The organism is Pseudomonas germanica (assembly GCF_019614655.1).
In the GTDB taxonomy this organism is placed as follows: Bacteria; Pseudomonadota; Gammaproteobacteria; order Pseudomonadales; family Pseudomonadaceae; genus Aquipseudomonas; species Aquipseudomonas neuropathica.
This window is the reverse complement of record NZ_CP071586.1, coordinates 1,864,250-1,880,200: the sequence shown is the minus strand read 5'-3', so window position 1 is coordinate 1,880,200 and position 15,951 is coordinate 1,864,250. Positions and strand designations below refer to the sequence as shown.

At 58.6% G+C, this 15,951-nt stretch carries 19 protein-coding genes; 7 read left to right on the top strand and 12 right to left on the bottom strand.

Annotated features, from left to right (window positions below; translation table 11 throughout):
* Positions 1-68: 68 nt before the first annotated feature.
* Positions 69-977, top strand: a complete 909-nt coding sequence (locus tag J0G10_RS08370; RefSeq protein ID WP_095049271.1) for a DMT family transporter — start codon at positions 69-71, stop codon at positions 975-977.
* A gap of 120 nt (positions 978-1,097) precedes the next feature.
* Here J0G10_RS08370 and J0G10_RS08365 read toward each other — a convergent pair whose 3' ends face one another.
* Both J0G10_RS08365 and J0G10_RS08360 read right to left on the bottom strand, forming a co-directional pair.
* Positions 1,098-1,961, bottom strand: a complete 864-nt coding sequence (locus J0G10_RS08365) for a DMT family transporter (protein WP_220558285.1) — start codon at positions 1,959-1,961, stop codon at positions 1,098-1,100.
* Between the two features lie 95 nt (positions 1,962-2,056).
* Positions 2,057-2,221, bottom strand: coding sequence for a hypothetical protein (locus J0G10_RS08360; RefSeq protein ID WP_162835961.1), 165 nt, complete (start codon positions 2,219-2,221; stop codon positions 2,057-2,059).
* Between the two features lie 295 nt (positions 2,222-2,516).
* Between J0G10_RS08360 and J0G10_RS08355 the strand changes: the two genes are divergently transcribed.
* Both J0G10_RS08355 and J0G10_RS08350 read left to right on the top strand, forming a co-directional pair.
* Positions 2,517-2,939 (top strand): hypothetical protein, encoded by a 423-nt coding sequence (locus J0G10_RS08355; RefSeq protein ID WP_309475315.1) that lies wholly within the window; start codon positions 2,517-2,519, stop codon positions 2,937-2,939.
* A complete protein-coding gene (locus J0G10_RS08350) occupies positions 2,936-3,133 on the top strand; it encodes a hypothetical protein (RefSeq protein WP_220558902.1) in 198 nt (65 codons plus the stop codon). Before J0G10_RS08355 ends, J0G10_RS08350 begins: the two co-directional genes overlap by 4 nt.
* A gap of 55 nt (positions 3,134-3,188) precedes the next feature.
* Here the strand turns inward: J0G10_RS08350 and J0G10_RS08345 are convergent, their stop codons facing one another.
* Together J0G10_RS08345 and cysK are read right to left on the bottom strand one after the other, a co-directional pair.
* Positions 3,189-4,127, bottom strand: coding sequence for an aspartyl/asparaginyl beta-hydroxylase domain-containing protein (locus tag J0G10_RS08345; RefSeq protein ID WP_220558283.1), 939 nt, complete (start codon positions 4,125-4,127; stop codon positions 3,189-3,191).
* Between the two features lie 184 nt (positions 4,128-4,311).
* Entirely contained in the window at positions 4,312-5,286 is a 975-nt protein-coding gene (cysK, locus tag J0G10_RS08340; protein WP_095119080.1) for a cysteine synthase A, read from the bottom strand.
* Positions 5,287-5,413: 127 nt separating this feature from the next.
* Between cysK and J0G10_RS08335 the strand changes: the two genes are divergently transcribed.
* Positions 5,414-6,490: a DUF748 domain-containing protein gene (locus J0G10_RS08335; RefSeq protein WP_220558282.1), complete on the top strand. Its 1,077-nt coding sequence runs from the start codon at positions 5,414-5,416 to the stop codon at positions 6,488-6,490.
* On the opposite strand, the gene J0G10_RS08330 is transcribed toward J0G10_RS08335, so the two are convergent.
* Positions 6,471-6,746 carry a DUF2442 domain-containing protein gene (locus J0G10_RS08330; RefSeq protein WP_245398029.1) on the bottom strand — a complete coding sequence of 92 codons (276 nt, stop codon included), beginning with the start codon at positions 6,744-6,746 and terminating at the stop codon, positions 6,471-6,473. The genes J0G10_RS08335 and J0G10_RS08330 overlap by 20 nt on opposite strands.
* A gap of 288 nt (positions 6,747-7,034) precedes the next feature.
* Between J0G10_RS08330 and J0G10_RS08325 the strand changes: the two genes are divergently transcribed.
* Together J0G10_RS08325 and J0G10_RS08320 are read left to right on the top strand one after the other, a co-directional pair.
* Positions 7,035-7,880, top strand: a complete 846-nt coding sequence (locus J0G10_RS08325) for an AAA family ATPase (protein WP_025110627.1) — start codon at positions 7,035-7,037, stop codon at positions 7,878-7,880.
* A 25-nt stretch (positions 7,881-7,905) separates the two neighbouring features.
* A complete protein-coding gene (locus J0G10_RS08320; RefSeq protein WP_007911295.1) occupies positions 7,906-9,084 on the top strand; it encodes a vWA domain-containing protein in 1,179 nt (392 codons plus the stop codon).
* A gap of 92 nt (positions 9,085-9,176) precedes the next feature.
* Here J0G10_RS08320 and J0G10_RS08315 read toward each other — a convergent pair whose 3' ends face one another.
* The 4 genes from J0G10_RS08315 to J0G10_RS08300 form a co-directional block, all read right to left on the bottom strand.
* A complete protein-coding gene (locus J0G10_RS08315; RefSeq protein ID WP_095049263.1) occupies positions 9,177-10,100 on the bottom strand; it encodes a 5-oxoprolinase subunit C family protein in 924 nt (307 codons plus the stop codon).
* Positions 10,097-10,801, bottom strand: coding sequence for a 5-oxoprolinase subunit B family protein (locus J0G10_RS08310; protein ID WP_220558281.1), 705 nt, complete (start codon positions 10,799-10,801; stop codon positions 10,097-10,099). The genes J0G10_RS08315 and J0G10_RS08310 overlap by 4 nt, the downstream gene beginning before the upstream one ends.
* On the bottom strand, positions 10,798-11,550 hold the full coding sequence (locus J0G10_RS08305) for a 5-oxoprolinase subunit PxpA (RefSeq protein ID WP_220558280.1): 753 nt from the start codon (positions 11,548-11,550) through the stop codon (positions 10,798-10,800). Before J0G10_RS08305 ends, J0G10_RS08310 begins: the two co-directional genes overlap by 4 nt.
* Positions 11,551-11,612: 62 nt before the next feature.
* Positions 11,613-12,899: an MFS transporter gene (locus J0G10_RS08300; RefSeq protein WP_034153180.1), complete on the bottom strand. Its 1,287-nt coding sequence runs from the start codon at positions 12,897-12,899 to the stop codon at positions 11,613-11,615.
* 159 nt (positions 12,900-13,058) lie between these two features.
* Here J0G10_RS08300 and J0G10_RS08295 point away from each other — a divergent pair, with 159 nt between their 5' ends.
* On the top strand, positions 13,059-13,970 hold the full coding sequence (locus tag J0G10_RS08295; RefSeq protein WP_220558279.1) for a LysR family transcriptional regulator: 912 nt from the start codon (positions 13,059-13,061) through the stop codon (positions 13,968-13,970).
* 109 nt (positions 13,971-14,079) lie between these two features.
* On the opposite strand, the gene J0G10_RS08290 is transcribed toward J0G10_RS08295, so the two are convergent.
* Genes J0G10_RS08290 through J0G10_RS08280 form a run of 3 tightly spaced genes read right to left on the bottom strand, consistent with a single transcriptional unit; the run spans position 14,080 to position 15,924 of the window.
* Positions 14,080-14,622: a DUF2937 family protein gene (locus tag J0G10_RS08290; protein ID WP_220558278.1), complete on the bottom strand. Its 543-nt coding sequence runs from the start codon at positions 14,620-14,622 to the stop codon at positions 14,080-14,082.
* Between the two features lie 12 nt (positions 14,623-14,634).
* Positions 14,635-15,411 carry a class II glutamine amidotransferase gene (locus tag J0G10_RS08285; protein WP_220558277.1) on the bottom strand — a complete coding sequence of 259 codons (777 nt, stop codon included), beginning with the start codon at positions 15,409-15,411 and terminating at the stop codon, positions 14,635-14,637.
* 15 nt (positions 15,412-15,426) lie between these two features.
* On the bottom strand, positions 15,427-15,924 hold the full coding sequence (locus J0G10_RS08280; RefSeq protein WP_038358408.1) for a hypothetical protein: 498 nt from the start codon (positions 15,922-15,924) through the stop codon (positions 15,427-15,429).
* Positions 15,925-15,951: the final 27 nt, after the last annotated feature.

Genomic DNA, 15,951 nt, shown 5'->3' with positions numbered 1-15,951 from the left:
CGATTAGCGGTTGCCTTCGGCAGGGCGCTCGGCAACACTCTCGTCCCGATCAAGGAAGGAGACCCGCCGTGAGCCCTGTCGATATTTTCCGTATGTTGTCGCTGGCGGCCATCTGGGGCGCGAGTTTTCTGTTCATGCGCATTATTGCACCGGTGGTCGGCACGATCCCGACCGGATTCTTTCGCGTGTCGATTGCGGCCGTCGGCCTGCTGGTGATCCTCGGGCTGATGCGCGTACGCTGGGATTTCAAAGGCAAACTGAAAACCGTGATGCTGCTGGGTGTGATCAACTCGGGGATTCCGGCGACGCTGTATTCGGTCGCGGCCCAGGTGTTGCCGGCCGGCTACTCGGCGATCTTCAATGCCACCACGCCGCTCATGGGCGTGCTGATTGGCGGGTTGTTCTTCAGTGAAAAACTCACCGCAGCCAAACTAGGCGGGGTGTTCCTCGGCTTGTTCGGCGTTGGCGTGCTGACCCGCGCCGGTCCCGTGGCGTTCGATCTGCAATTGTTGATGGGCGCCCTCGCCTGTTTGCTGGCGACCACTTGTTATGGTTTTGCCGGTTTCCTCGCGCGACGCTGGCTGGATCAGGCCGGTGGTCTGGACAGTCGCCTGTCGGCGCTGGGCAGCATGCTCGGTGCGACGTTGTTTCTGTTGCCGTTGTTTGGATATAGCGTGATCACCGCACCGCCGGCCAGTTGGGGCGGCTGGAATGTCTGGCTGTCGCTGTTGGGCCTGGGTCTTGGCTGCACGGCGTTTGCCTACATCATTTATTTCCGCCTGCTCAGTTCGATCGGGCCGGTGAAGTCGATGACCGTGACCTTCATGATTCCGCCATTCGGCGTGCTGTGGGGGGCGTTGCTGCTGGATGAGCCGTTGTCGATGGCGCATATCTACGGCGGGGTGTTGATTGCGTTGGCGTTGTGGCTGGTGTTGAAGCCGGCGGTGGTGAAACCGGCTGAGGCGCCGGCCCGATAAATTTGTGCGGTGCCGAAAAGGCCATCGCGAGCAGGCTCACTCCTACAATTGGAATGCGTTCCTCTGTAGGAGTGAGCCTGCTTGCGATCGGCGGCCTAAAAGCCGCCACCTGACGATCTGTTAGCTGGTTTTACGGAACACAAACGCCAGACCGACAATGATCAACAGCATCCCCAGCACACTCAACGCCGCCAGGCGATTGCCGAAAATCAGATAGTCCATCACTGCCGTCACCGCCGGCACCAGGTAGAACAGACTGGTGACATTGACCAGATTGCCCCGCGCGATCAACCGATACAGCAACAGCGTCGCCAGCACCGACACCACCAGCCCCATCCACAACACCGGCACGATAAAACCTGTGCTGTGCTCAAAGTGGAACGGCTGGAACGGCACGAAAATCCCGCATAACAACAGACCGGCCAAGTACTGCACCGGCAGCGTACCGAGAGGATTGTCGGTGATGCGTTTCTGCATGATCGAGCCCAGCGTCATGCTCGCCAGCGCCAGCAGACCAAACAGCATCCCCGCCAAGGACATCCCGGCCAAACCGATGCCTTGGTAAACCACCATGATCAGCCCCGCCAACCCCAAGGCCAGACCAAACATCCGGCTCGCCGAGCGCTGCCGCTCCATCAACACCACGGTGAGAATCGGCTGCACACCCATGATGGTCGCCATCACCCCCGGAGTGACTTTGGTGTTGAGCGCCAGTAGATAGAAAATCTGATACGCCCCCAACAACACCACGCCGGTGGCAACCGCAAACAGCATTGGTTTGCCGCCCTTGGGCAACTTGAGCTTGAGCAGCGGCGCCAACAACAAGAGGCCGCACAAGGCAATCGCGAAACGAATTAGCAGAAAGGCAAATGGTGACGCGTGGGCCAGCCCCCATTTGGAGAAGATCGCGCCGCTGCTCCACAGCAGAACGAACAGGCTCGTGGACGCGGCCGCGAGCGCGGATTTTTTCGACAGGACAAACATGATTACCACCTGTAGTCAGGCAAGAAGCCAACTCAGCCGAAGCTGAAATTCAGTAGGTTTTTCTGGCGGGCGCAGGGGTCAGCAGAAACTGCCGATCAGCCCGAAACGCCAACGCCCGGCGGTGATACGACTGCGCACACCGGCGTGCTACTGACAGGTGGGGGGTAATGACTGATCTGCTTGGGCTGCTGATTCCCGCACGGCACGACGCCAGCGTTGACCGCTGAATCGACTACCGCGTTGATGAGGGATGCAGGCATTTGCGCAGATCTTTTTTGAGAGGGTGGAAGGTGAGGCTTACGACTCACGAGCGCCGACTATAACCAGCGGGCGACATGGATTGCAATGATTTGGACAAAGGGCCAGTAGCGACGGATGCATGAGAGCTGAATAGGCTTTTGAGCAACCGCAACACCTATCGATGGGGAGACATGGAATGCTCGAAATCATATGCCAAGGGAACGGAGTTATCTGCGATATCAGTTGTATCGGTCGCTGGCCAGGAAGCAGGCAAGCATCGCCACTGCTCTGTTGCAGCTACCAGCGGGACAAGACTTGTCGAAAGTACGCTTTGAACCTATCGATGCCAAAGCACTAGATGCGTTTGAGCTTTGGGATGATCCGCATTTTTGCTGGCGAGAGATTGCCGAATGGAAGTCACGAGAACCTTTATCCCTGGATATCGCGATCTGGTTTGAAGAACAGCTGTGCGGGCTGTGTTTCGTCAATCCGAACAAAAGCCGCCAGCGAATTCGGATCGTACGATTGGAGGGGCGGTCCGGAGTGCCTCACCCGCTTAAAAAGCGTATTGCGCTTTTGTCGATGGTGGCCATTGATGAGTTTGCGCAAATAATCGGCAGTAAGTGCATTGAAGTCCAGGAACCGATACCAGGAGCAATTCCTGTTTATACAAAACTCGGCTTCAAATTTGATTTTGAAGGCCGCCTTGTCCTCGCAGTGGAGAGTAAAGTATCGTGAAAACTGTTCAAGTAATGATCAACGAGGGCGGGAACATGCGTAAATCCGTGAAAAAATCCCCTACTAAGAAAAGATCAATCAAAACGGACGAAAAGTTTATCTCCTCCGAGCTATCAGCCAATCAGCAGCGCTTTCTTCAGCTACTGATTACAGGCATCGAAGACGAACCCGACGTTCTCGCTGGGCGGCGCTGACTCGCAGATAATAAAAAACCGCTCACAAGGAGCGGTTTTTCTACAATATCCAGCCTCAGCCAAACAGCCAATACCCCAACAACGTCAACACCACCACCGCCAGCACCGGCCGCATCACGCGGTAGGCCTTCGGATGACGACGTTTCCACTGTTTGACCACGCCACTGAACTTGTCACTGAAGCTCTTGCTCCAGGCGTAGGCCTGGTTGATCCCGCCGACGCGTTCATCATCAAGGTTCTGCGGTGCGGTGGCACGGCCGAGCCAGGCGCTGATCGAGCGGTTGATGCGGGTCATGAGGCGGTTGCTCAGCGGACGCTCAACGTCGCAGAACAGGATCACGCGGGTCTTCTCGGTTTCGTTCTTGACCCAGTGCACGTAGGTCTCGTCGAACATCACATCCTCACCGTCACGCCAGGCGTAGACCTGGCCATCGACGAAGATCCGGCAATCGTCGGAGTTCGGCGTCGACAATCCCAGGTGATAACGCAGGGAGCCGGCGAACGGATCGCGATGCGGGTTCAAGTGGCTGCCACCCGGCAACAACGCAAACATCGCGCCTTTGACGTTGGGAATCGCACTGACCAGCGCCACGGTTTTCGGGCACAGGGTTTCAGCCGACGGCAGCGGTTTGTCGTACCATTTGAGGTAGAAACGCTTCCAGCCCTTCTTGAAGAACGAGCCGAAACCGGCGTCGTTGTTCTTTTCCGCCGCGCGAATATAGCCTTCGTCGAACAGGTGCATGGCCTCGTCGCGAATGGTTTCCCAATTGTCGCGCAGCACGTCCAGTTCCGGAAATTTGCTGCGATCCAGGTACGGCTTGGACGGCACACCGGAGAACAGGTACATCAGGGCGTTGTACGGAGCAAACAGCGCCGAGTGGTTGACGAACTGGCGCAGAACCGGCAAACGCGCCTTGCCGCGCAAATGCACATAGAGCGTGCTGCCCAAAAAGAGCAGCAGCACAAACGCCTTGGCGGCAAACGAAAAGGTCATCAACAACTCCTTGAATAAAGACAACGCTGCGCAATGCCTTTTACCCGGCATGGCAGCCGGCCATGATAAACACTACCGGCTTCGGGAAAAACCCGCCTGACACAAGATTCAGTGTTAAGAATTGCGCAACAAAGCATTTATTAGCATAACGTTCCTGAACCCTGGCTGACCTGAATCAACTGGATTACTGCTGAGTCTCCTGCTCAGTGAACAGATCGCTGAACAACATGCTCGACAGATAACGTTCGCCCGAGTCAGGCAGAATCACCACGATAGTCTTGCCCTGCATTTCCGGCGTCTCCGCCAGACGTACTGCTACCGCCATCGCTGCACCGCAGGAGATACCGCACAAAATCCCTTCTTCCTGCATCAAGCGCAGCGCCATGGCCTTGGATTCGTCGTCGGTGACCTGCTCGACCCGGTCGACCATCGACAGATCCAGGTTCTTCGGCACAAAACCGGCACCGATCCCCTGAATCTTGTGCGGACTCGGTTTGATCTCTTCGCCCGCCAGCGCCTGGCTGATCACCGGCGAGGAAACCGGTTCCACCGCCACCGACAGGATCGGTTTGCCCTGGGTATTCTTGATATACCGCGAAACGCCCGTGATGGTTCCGCCGGTGCCGACGCCGGCCACCAGTACATCCACCGCACCATCGGTGTCGTTCCAGATTTCCGGACCGGTGGTTTTTTCGTGAATCGCCGGATTGGCCGGATTATCGAACTGCGATGGCATAAAGTACTTGTCAGCATCGCTGGCAACGATCTCGGCGGCTTTCTCGATGGCGCCTTTCATGCCTTTGGCCGGCTCGGTCAAGACCAGTTCGGCGCCCAGAGCCTTGAGAACCTTGCGACGCTCGATACTCATTGAGGCCGGCATGGTCAGCATCAACTTGTACCCACGGGCCGCGGCAACAAAGGCCAGACCGATCCCCGTGTTGCCCGACGTCGGTTCGACAATGGTCATGCCCGGCTTGAGTTTGCCGCTGCTTTCGGCGTCCCAGATCATGTTGGCGCCAATCCGGCACTTGACCGAGTAACCGGGGTTGCGCCCCTCGATCTTGGCCAGAATGGTCACGCCACGCGGCGCTATGCGGTTGATCTGCACCAGCGGCGTATTACCGATGGAATGGGCGTTGTCAGCAAAAATACGGCTCATGGCTGGGTCCTTATGCAGCATTGAATTCAGCCTTCAAAGGTATGCCTGTTGCCCATCACAGTCCAGTCGGGTCGAACGTCTGCGCGACGTAACAGTCAATCGCTTACATCGTCAGGGAATTGCCGTCATGAAGCGTCGCTACAGTTGGCCACTAGGGATTTTCGCCGTCGTCGTTGTGCTGCTGATCGTGCTGCACATCGCCCTGCCCTACATGGTGCGCGACTACCTGAACGGCAAGCTGGCGGACATGGGTGATTATCGGGGCCAGATCACTGATGTCGACCTTGCCCTATGGCGCGGCGCCTACAAGATCAATGGGCTGAAGATCGTCAAGGTCGACGGCAAGGTACCGGTACCGTTCGTCAACGCGCCGCTGATCGATCTTGCGGTCAGCTGGCATTCGCTGTGGTACGACCATGCTGTGGTGGCGCAAGTGAAATTCGTCAATCCCGAGATCAATTTCGTCGATGGCGGAGCCAACAAGCAGAACTCCCAGACCGGTCAGGGCACTGACTGGCGTGCGCAACTAGGCAAATTGCTGCCGATAACCCTCGACGAAGTGCAGATTCACGACGGCAAGATCAGCTTCCGCAATTTCAACTCAAAACCGCCGGTGAACATGAACGCGACCAACGTCGACGCGAGCATCTACAACCTGACCAACGTGGTCGACAAACAGGGCAAACGCGACGCCCGTTTCGAGGGCAAAGCGCTTTTGCTCGGGCATGCCCCACTGGAAACCACTGCCACCTTCGACCCGCTGAGCAATTTCGAAGACTTCCAGTTCCGCCTGCGCGCCAAAGACATCGAACTCAAAAGCATGAACGACTTCGCCTCGGCCTACGGCAAGTTCGACTTCAACGCAGGCCACGGTGACGTGGTGATCGAAGCCCAAGCCAAAAAAGCCCAGGTCAACGGCTACATCAAACCCCTGCTGCGCGACGTCGAAGTGTTCAACTGGCAGCAGGACGTGGAAAACAAGAACAAGAGCATCTTCCGCTCGGTCTGGGAGGCCATCGTCGGCGGCTCGGAAACCGTGCTGAAGAACCAGGCGAAAAACCAGTTCGCCACCAAGGTCGAACTCAGCGGTAACGTGCATCAGCAAAACATCAGCGCGTTCGAAGCGTTTTTGCAGATTTTGCGCAATGGATTCGTACAGGCATTCAATGCCCGCTATGAACGGCCTAAGCCGGATGCGGGTTAGAGTTCATTTCTGGAAAAGCATCCAGATATAGAGTATCGGCGCCAATCTGAATGTCCGGGGCCGGCCATTCAACGGTCCAACCTTTATCGCCCAAGATGGCAGTCGCAAAGACTTGGGGATCAAGCAAGGGCTGCAACTGCTTACACGTTTGAATATCTCGACTCAAATCGAGTGTCAGCGCTCGACCATCAACAAAGTCCAGTGCAAGCCGGCAATCAGAGAGTGCAGTAACTGCGGCCAAGCGTGGTCGTTTCATGGATAGCATCAATTCAGCGCCTCCAGGCATATGGGGACTGCTTCGCAGCCCAGCGGGAGCAAGCTCCCTCGCCACAGATTCAGTGGACATCCTGAAGGCTATCGTCAAATCAACGAGGCCTGAATACTGGCCATCAGCCGAGACTGAGTCAACATGTGACGCCCCATTCAGAGACTGAATAAGCCGTCTGCGTTCACAGTCGACCGGGCTGCGCGTTATAGTCGGGCATCCGATTATTTCGCCCCCGCCCTGCCCGTCAGGTCGGCGTTACCGTTCGAGGATTAGCAGATGAAGTTCGAAGGCACCCAGGCCTACGTCGCCACCGATGACCTGAAGCTGGCGGTCAACGCCGCCATCACCCTGGAGCGGCCGCTGCTGGTCAAGGGCGAGCCGGGCACCGGCAAGACCATGCTCGCCGAGCAACTGGCCGAATCGTTCGGCGCCAAGTTGATCACCTGGCACATCAAGTCCACCACCAAGGCCCATCAGGGTCTGTACGAATACGATGCGGTCAGCCGTCTGCGCGACTCGCAACTGGGCAATGAAAAAGTCCACGATGTACGTAACTATCTGAAGAAGGGCAAGCTCTGGGAGGCGTTCGAGTCAGAAGAGCGGGTCATTCTGTTGATCGACGAAATCGACAAGGCCGACATCGAGTTCCCCAACGACTTGCTGCAAGAACTCGACAAGATGGAGTTCTACGTTTACGAGATCGACGAGACCATCAAGGCCAAGAAGCGCCCGATCATCATCATTACCTCCAACAACGAGAAAGAGCTGCCGGACGCCTTCCTGCGCCGCTGCTTCTTCCACTACATCGCCTTCCCCGACCGTACCACCCTGCAAAAAATCGTCGACGTGCACTACCCCGACATCAAGAAGGATCTGGTCAGCGAAGCGCTGGACGTGTTCTTCGACGTGCGCAAGGTGCCGGGCCTGAAGAAGAAGCCGTCGACCTCAGAGCTGGTCGACTGGCTGAAACTGCTGATGGCCGACAACATCGGCGAAGCGGTGCTGCGCGAGCGCGATCCAACCAAGGCGATTCCGCCGCTGGCCGGTGCTTTGGTGAAGAATGAACAGGACGTGCAATTGCTTGAGCGCCTGGCGTTCATGAGCCGTCGCGGCTCTCGCTAAGCACTTGTAAGCAGGGGCCATCGTTATGCTGCTCAACCTCTTCAATGAAATGCGTGCAGCCAAGGTGCCGGTGTCGGTGCGTGAGCTGCTCGACCTGATCAACGCGCTGAAACAGCGCGTGACCTTCGCCGACATGGACGAGTTCTATTACTTGTCGCGGGCGATTCTGGTGAAGGACGAACGCCATTTCGACAAGTTCGACCGCGCGTTCGGCGCCTATTTCAATGGCCTCGAAAAGCTCGACGATCACTTGCAGGCATTGATTCCCGAAGACTGGCTGCGTAAGGAGTTCGAGCGTTCATTAAGCGACGAAGAACGCGCGCAGATCCAGTCTCTCGGCGGCCTCGACAAACTGATCGAAGAGTTCAAGAAGCGTCTGGAAGAACAGAAGGAACGCCACGCCGGCGGCAACAAATGGATTGGCACTGGCGGCACTAGCCCGTTCGGCTCCGGTGGCTTCAACCCGGAAGGCATTCGGGTCGGCGATGCTGGCAAGCGCCAGGGCAAAGCCGTGAAAGTCTGGGATCAGCGCGAGTACAAGAACCTCGATGATTCGGTGGAATTGGGCACGCGCAACATCAAAGTCGCCCTGCGCCGACTGCGCAAATTCGCCCGCCAAGGCGCGGCAGAAGAGCTGGACATCGACGGCACCATCGACCACACCGCCAAGGATGCCGGTCTGCTGAATATTCAGATGCGCCCGGAACGGCGCAACACGGTGAAGTTGTTGTTGCTGTTCGACATCGGCGGCTCGATGGACGCGCACGTGAAGATCTGCGAGGAACTGTTCTCGGCCTGCAAGACCGAGTTCAAGCATCTGGAGTATTTCTACTTCCACAACTTCGTTTATGAATCGGTGTGGAAGAACAATATGCGCCGCACCTCGGAGCGCACTTCGACCCAGGACCTGCTGCACAAGTACGGCGCCGACTACAAAGTGATCTTCATCGGTGACGCCGCCATGGCGCCGTATGAAATTACCCAGGCCGGCGGCAGTGTCGAGCACTGGAACGAAGAGCCGGGTTACGTGTGGATGCAGCGCTTCATGGAGAAGTACAAGAAGCTCATCTGGATCAATCCGTACCCGAAAGACACCTGGGGCTATACCTCGTCGACCAATATCGTACGGGATCTGATCGAGGATCAGATGTATCCGTTGACGTTGCGCGGGCTTGAGGAAGGGATGCGGTTTCTTTCCAAATAACCTGCTTTGTCTGGACGGACGCTATCGCGAGCAGGCTCACTCCTACATTTGGAATGCGTTCCCCTGTAGGAGTGAGCCTGCTCGCGATGCTTCTAGCTATCTTTGAAGCGCTGCAGATAATTGATGTGCTCACGGTGCGCGACGTCTTGCACCACCGGCCGCAACCGTATCTGCGCCCCCGGCAGACACTGCGCCAACCGCGCTAACGCCAACGGCGTCAACGCGCCCAGCCGTGGATACCCGCCAATCGTCTGCCGATCATTGAGCAACACAATCGGCTGGCCATCCGGCGGCACTTGCACCGCGCCCAAGGGAATCCCCTCGGAAATCATCGGCTGGCCCTGATACTCCAACGCTTTGCCCAACAAACGAATGCCCATGCGATCGGCGCGACTGTCGAGCGTCCAGGCACTGTTGAACACATCAAACAGACTCTGCCCGCTGAACTGGCCGATCTGCGCGCCGAGCACCAGATCCAGCGGTGCAGTCGATTTCAGATCCGGCCGCAACGCCAATGGCACTTCGCGAACCAATCGCGCTTCCCCGTGATAACTCAGCGTCGAACCCTTGGCCAACGGCAAGCCCATGCCATCGAGTCCGCCGAGTTCTTCGCGCACCACCGTCGCACTACTGCCCAAGACCTTCGGAGCGTCGAAACCGCCGGGCGCCGCCAGATACGCCCGGGCACCATGCAGCGGTTGCGTGAACAGCAACTTCTGTCCTTTACCCAACTTGAAACTGCGCCACGGCGCCAGCGGTTGACCCTCAATCTGCGCGCCAAGATCAGCTCCGGCCAGCGCCAGCAAGCAATCGTCTTCAGCGACTACGGCAAAGCCGCCAAGCGTGATTTCGATCACCGGCACATCCAGTCCATTGCCGAGCAGCCAGTTGGCCCAACTCATCGAACACCAGTCTGCCGCGCCGCCCTGGGTCACGCCCAGATGCCGTACGCCGAAACGGCCCGCGTCCTGCAACAGGCACAGCGGTGTACTCGCTTCAATCCTCAGTCGGCTCATGCCAGCGCCTCCAGTGGTGTGTCATCGCCGCCCAGATTGATGAACTCGGCATGACTGACCGCCTCGAATCGCACGGTGTCGCCCGGTTGCATCAGGCTGTAGCCATCACGTGTGCGATCGAACAGTTTCGCCGGGGTGCGGCCGATCAGGTTCCAGCCACCGGGCGAGACCACGGGATACGCAGCGGTTTGGCGCTCGGCAATGCCGACACTGCCCGCAGCGACTTTCTTGCGCGGCGTGTTAAGACGTGGCGCCGCCAGAACCTCTTCGACCAGCCCCATAAAGGCGAACCCCGGTGCGAAACCAAGGGCGAATACCTGATATTCACGTCCGCTGTGACGACGGATCACCTCCTCCACTGCCAGCCCACTACGCTCGGCGAGCAGGCTCAATTCTGGCCCGACGCTGAGGTCATACCAGACCGGCAACACATGACATTGACCGCCAGTTCGCGCATTCGGCGACAGGTCGATCAACGCCTTGGCAATCAATTCCCGCGCCTGGCTCGGGCTCAGTGCAGTCAGATCGTAATGCACCATCAACGTCGTATAGGACGGCACCAGATCGATCAGTTGCGCGCCGAATGCCCCGCGCAAACACTCACTGGCAGCGAGCATCCACGGCATGTTGGCTTCGGCGATCTCATCAAACAGACGCAGCATCAGGCAATCCAGTGCCACCACTTCAATCCTTGGGTTCATGAGGCACGCTGCTGACTCAAGGCCTCGCGAATGCGCTGCACGGCAGCCACCGAACCGGCATTGTCGCCGTGTACGCAGAGGGTGTTGGCGTGCAGACGCAAGGCGCTGCCGTCGCTGGCGGTGAGGTTGTCGCCACGGGCAATGGTCAGGGCTTGTTCAATGATTTTTTCCGGGTCGTGATGCACCGCGCCCGGTAATTGTCGTGAAACCAGTTTGCCGGCACTGTCGTAAGCGCGGTCGGCGAAAGCTTCGAACCACAGGATCACGCCATACTCATCACCGATCTGCTGCGCGGCGGCGTTGTCGCGGGTGGCCATCAGCATCAGCGGCAGGTTGCGGTCGTAAGCGGCCACCGCCTGAATCACCGCACGCAATTGTGCCGGGTTGGCCATCATGTCGTTGTACATCGCGCCATGGGGTTTGACGTAACTGACGCGCCCACCCTGGGCTTTGCAAATGCCGTCGAGAGCGCCGATCTGGTAATGCAGGATGTCTTGCAGCTCTTGCGCGGAGTACGCCATGGAGCGGCGACCGAAACCGACCAGATCCTGATAGGCCGGGTGTGCGCCGATCTGCACGCCGTGGCTCAACGCCAGGCTGACGGTCTTGCGCATGATGCTCGGATCGCCGGCGTGGAAACCACAGGCCACGTTGGCGCAATCGATGAAGGGCATGATTTCGGCGTCCAGACCCATGGTCCAACTGCCGAAGCTCTCGCCTATGTCGCAATTCAATAGCAGGCGGCTCACGGTGAACACTCCTGTAGGTGCTTGTCTTTTTATCTGTAGGACTTTGCTTTGCAGGTTATCAGTTACTGCGCATCGAGTTGCTTGCCACGGGTTTCCGGCAGACTCAGTGCCGCGATAATCACCACGCCGTAGGACACCGCCGCAAAGGCGCCAATGCCTACGCTCAACGGAACTTTCTGGCTAAGCAGACCAATCAGCAGCGGAAACAATGCCGCCAGCGCCCGACCGATGTTGTAGCAAAAGCCCTGCCCCGAACCACGAATTCGCGTAGGAAACAGTTCAGTCAGAAACGCGCCCATGCCGCTGAAAATCCCCGAGGCAAAGAAGCCCAGCGGGAAGCCCAGCCACAGCATCACGCCGTTGCTCACCGGCAGTTGCGTATAGAGCAGAACGATGGTGAACGAACCGACAGCGAAGAGGATGAAGTTCTTTTTCCGCCCCAGCAGGTCAGTCAGATAGGCGCTGATCACATAGCCGACGTAGGAACCGACAATCACCATCGCCAGATAACCCCCCGTGCCCAGCACGCTCAAGCCGCGTTCGTTTTTCAGGAAGGTCGGCAGCCAGGAAGTGATCGCGTAATAGCCGCCCAGCGCGCCGGTGGTCAGCAGTGAAGCGCGAAACGTGGTGAAGAGCATGCCGGGGGCGAAGATCTCGTAGAACTTCGACTGAGTCTCCGGCGTTTGTTGGGCCTTGGCCTCGCGATAGATCTCCGGATCCTTGACCAGACGACGGACGAAAATCACGAAAATCGCCGGCACGATGCCGAGGATGAACAAGGCGCGCCAGGCGTCTTCCGGCGGCAACACCGAGAACAGCAGCGCATATAAAATCGCCGTCAGCCCCCAGCCCAGCGCCCAACCGGATTGCACCATGCCCACCGCTTTGCCACGGTCCTTGGCGCGGATCACCTCGCCGATCAGCACCGCGCCGGCGGTCCATTCGCCGCCGAAACCGAAGCCCATCAACGTGCGTGCGATCAACAGTTGTTCGTAGTTTTGCGCGAAGCCGCAGAGAAAGGTGAAGAAGGCGAACCACAGCACGGTGAGTTGCAAGGTGCGTACACGGCCGATGCGGTCAGAGAGAATCCCCGCAACCCAACCGCCGATGGCCGAAGCGATCAATGTGCTGGTGTGAATCAGTCCTGCTTCGCCGGTGGTGATGCCCCACATCGCGATCAGTGTCGGCACGACGAAGCTGAGCATCTGCGTGTCCATGCCGTCCAGACCGTAGCCAATCTTGCAGCTCCAGAACGTGCGACGCTCCTGCTGGTTGATGTTGCGATACCAGTCGAACGGCCCCGGACGCGCCGTTGCCTTGGGGACTTCTAGGGTGTCGGGAGCACGCATGGCTTATCTCCGCAGGTTTTTTATTGGTCTTGTTCGTAGCCCCGACGACGCCTATCGTGGGGACCGGATGCGTCGATTTTTCGTCGCGCGGCCCTGCTGCGTCCAACGAATAAAAACCCGCCTTAGCCATAAGAAAAATTTGTCACCCGAGCCTTGCCCATGAACCTGAAGTTTCTCGAGACCTTTGTCTGGGTCGCCCGACTGAAGAGTTTTCGCCTGACCGCCGACAAGCTGTTCACCACCCAGGCGTCGATTTCCAGCCGCATCGCGGTACTGGAAGGTGAGCTGGGGGTGAAGCTGTTTTTGCGCGATTCACGCGGTGTCAGCCTGACGCCCGAAGGGCTGAAAGTGCTGGAGTACGCCGAGCAGATGCTCGACACCATGTCGGCGCTGAAACAGTCGATTGAGACCCGCTCGAGCAAAGTCGGCCGCGTGCGCATCGGCGTGATGGACACGGTAATCCACACCTGGCTCAGCCCGTTGGTCGCGCAGATGACCGATCTGTATCCGCGGGTGGAAATCGAGCTGGTGGCGGATACTTCGCTGAACCTCTGCGATCAGCTGCAAAAAGGCTTTCTCGACATCGTTCTGCAAACCGATCTGATCCGCCATGAAAGCGTGCGCAGTCTGGAGCTGGCCAGCCATCCGCTAGGCTGGATTGTCGCCAGTAATTCGATCTACAACCGCGACTACGCCGACCTTGCCGAACTGGCGCTGGAACGGATCATCACCTACTCGAAAAACTCCCGGCCGCATCAGGATCTTCTGGCGCTGATGCAAGCCAATGGCGTACTGGCGCCGCGCTTGAATTGCGTGAACTCAGTCTCGGCGATCACGCGGTTGCTGCGCGATGGGTTTGGTATTGGCGTGTTGCCACCGGTGCTGGTGGCTGAGGAATTGGCGCGGGGGGAATTGATCTTGTTGGCGATTGATCAACGGCCACCGAATTTACAGGTGGTGGTGTCGTGGCGGGTGGGGGTTGAGTGGGTCGAGGAGATTGTGACGTTGTGTCAGCAGGTGCTGGAGGGATATGCGATCAAGGTGGGCAAGGACTACATCGCTTTAAGTTGATCGTTCCTACGCTCCGCGTGGGAATGCAGCCCGGGACGCTCCGCGTCCCTCGAAAGCCGAACGCAGAGCGTCCGTTGAGGCATTCCCACGCAGAGCGTGGGAACGATCATCAGAGGCCGCGCACGTCGCGGTCTTCGATCGGTCGGCTCTGGCGCAAGCGCCGGCCACCGAGCACCACCCAGTCAATCAGACGGAACACGCATTCAATCCCGAACGACAGCAACAGCGCGCCGCTCATGCCCCAGATCATTGCTTCCGGGGTCAGCAGGATCTGGTAGCTGTAGCCATTCCAGGTTTCCTTGCGAATGTCCGGGTCGGAGGCCAGCACCACTTGCAGGAAGCGGATGTACCACGGCCCTTGCATCGCCTGGAACTGCTTGTCCAGCGCAATCTGGCGGCTGAGCAAGGTGCTCAGGCTGTCGGCATCGCTACGAAACACCGGGTCTTCGCTGGCGCGGTAATGCGCCACCAGCGCCTGCATATCGCCCTTGAAAAACTGCTCGGCGGTGCCCTGAAAACCGCGCAGGCCGGTCTGCGCCTCGATCAGGTGCGCCTCCACGCGTTTCGCGTAATCGTTGATGAAGCCTGGCACCTGGACACCGATCAACAGGCCCGCCGCAAACAACACCAGCCGTACATAACTGAGCAACATGGGGTGCAATCCTTATTCGGTCTTGCCCTGACTGACGCATTCGCCGCGTCGCCACAGGCTCCATTGGCCCGGTTCGTAGCGGGTCCAGGTTTCGTTTTCGGTCAAAGGCTCGGTGGCGATCACCGTGACCACGTCGTTGGGCGTGGTTTCCGCCTGGAAATCGACGATCACGTCGACATCTTTCAGACGCGCCGGGCCGAACGGGGCGCGGCGAGTGATCTGTGCGAGTTTGGTCGAGCAATAGCAGAACAGCCAGTCGCCATCGCTGAGCAGGCAGTTGAACACGCCTTTGCTGCGGTATTCGGCGCACGCGGCGACCAGATCCGGCAGCAGCTCTTCTATATCGACCGGTTCCGGGAATGCTGCACGCACGCGGTTGAGCAAATAGCAGAAAGCCGCCTCGCTGTCGGTATCGCCGACCGGGCGGTAGAAGCTTTTGATCGGGGTGAAATCGGCGAGCTGGCCGTTGTGCGCGAAACACCAGTTACGCCCCCACAGTTCGCGGACGAACGGGTGAGTGTTGGACAGGCAGACCTTGCCGACGTTGGCCTGGCGGATGTGGCCGATGACCACTTCGCTTTTGATCGGATAACGTTGCACCAGATTGGCGACTTCCGACTCGCAACTCGCCGCCGGGTCCTGAAACAGACGCAAGCCACGACCTTCATAAAAGGCGATGCCCCAACCGTCGCGGTGCGGCCCGGTGCGACCGCCACGCTGCATCAGGCCGGTAAAGCTGAACACGATATCGGTCGGCACGTTGGCACTCATGCCCAGTAATTCACACATGTGCGGACTCTCGGGTTACAGACGCGGCTCGACCCGCATGCGCTGCGGATTGTTCGGCACCGGCGGGCGGCCATAGCGGTCATCGCCGGCGCCGCCAAACGGTTGATCGTCGTCGCGGTCATCGGCGCGTGCGGCGGCCTTCGCGGCTTCGGCCTGTTCCCGGCGCGCCTTCGAAGCACGTTCGAGCGGGAAGCGGATCAGCACGAAAATCAGGTAGATGCCGAAAGCGATCATGCCGTACATGAACAGATCGGAGACTGCACGCCAGGCGTTGTTGCCGACCTTGAAGGCCAGATCCAGCGCGGTGATGGCGATGGCCGGCGCGACCTTTTCCTTGACCGGGTCAATGATGGTCGGGCTGAACAGCAACACCGCCATCAGCACGCGCAGCGGCTCGCGCAACCAGCGCCACATCCAGGTAGTCAGCCGCATCCATACCAACAGGCAGCCCACAGCGGCAAAGGCGTAGAGGCCCCAGGCGATCAGATAGTCGTTCTCGGTCATGGTGTCCATGGCAAGGCAGGCAAAGAGGCGCTTATA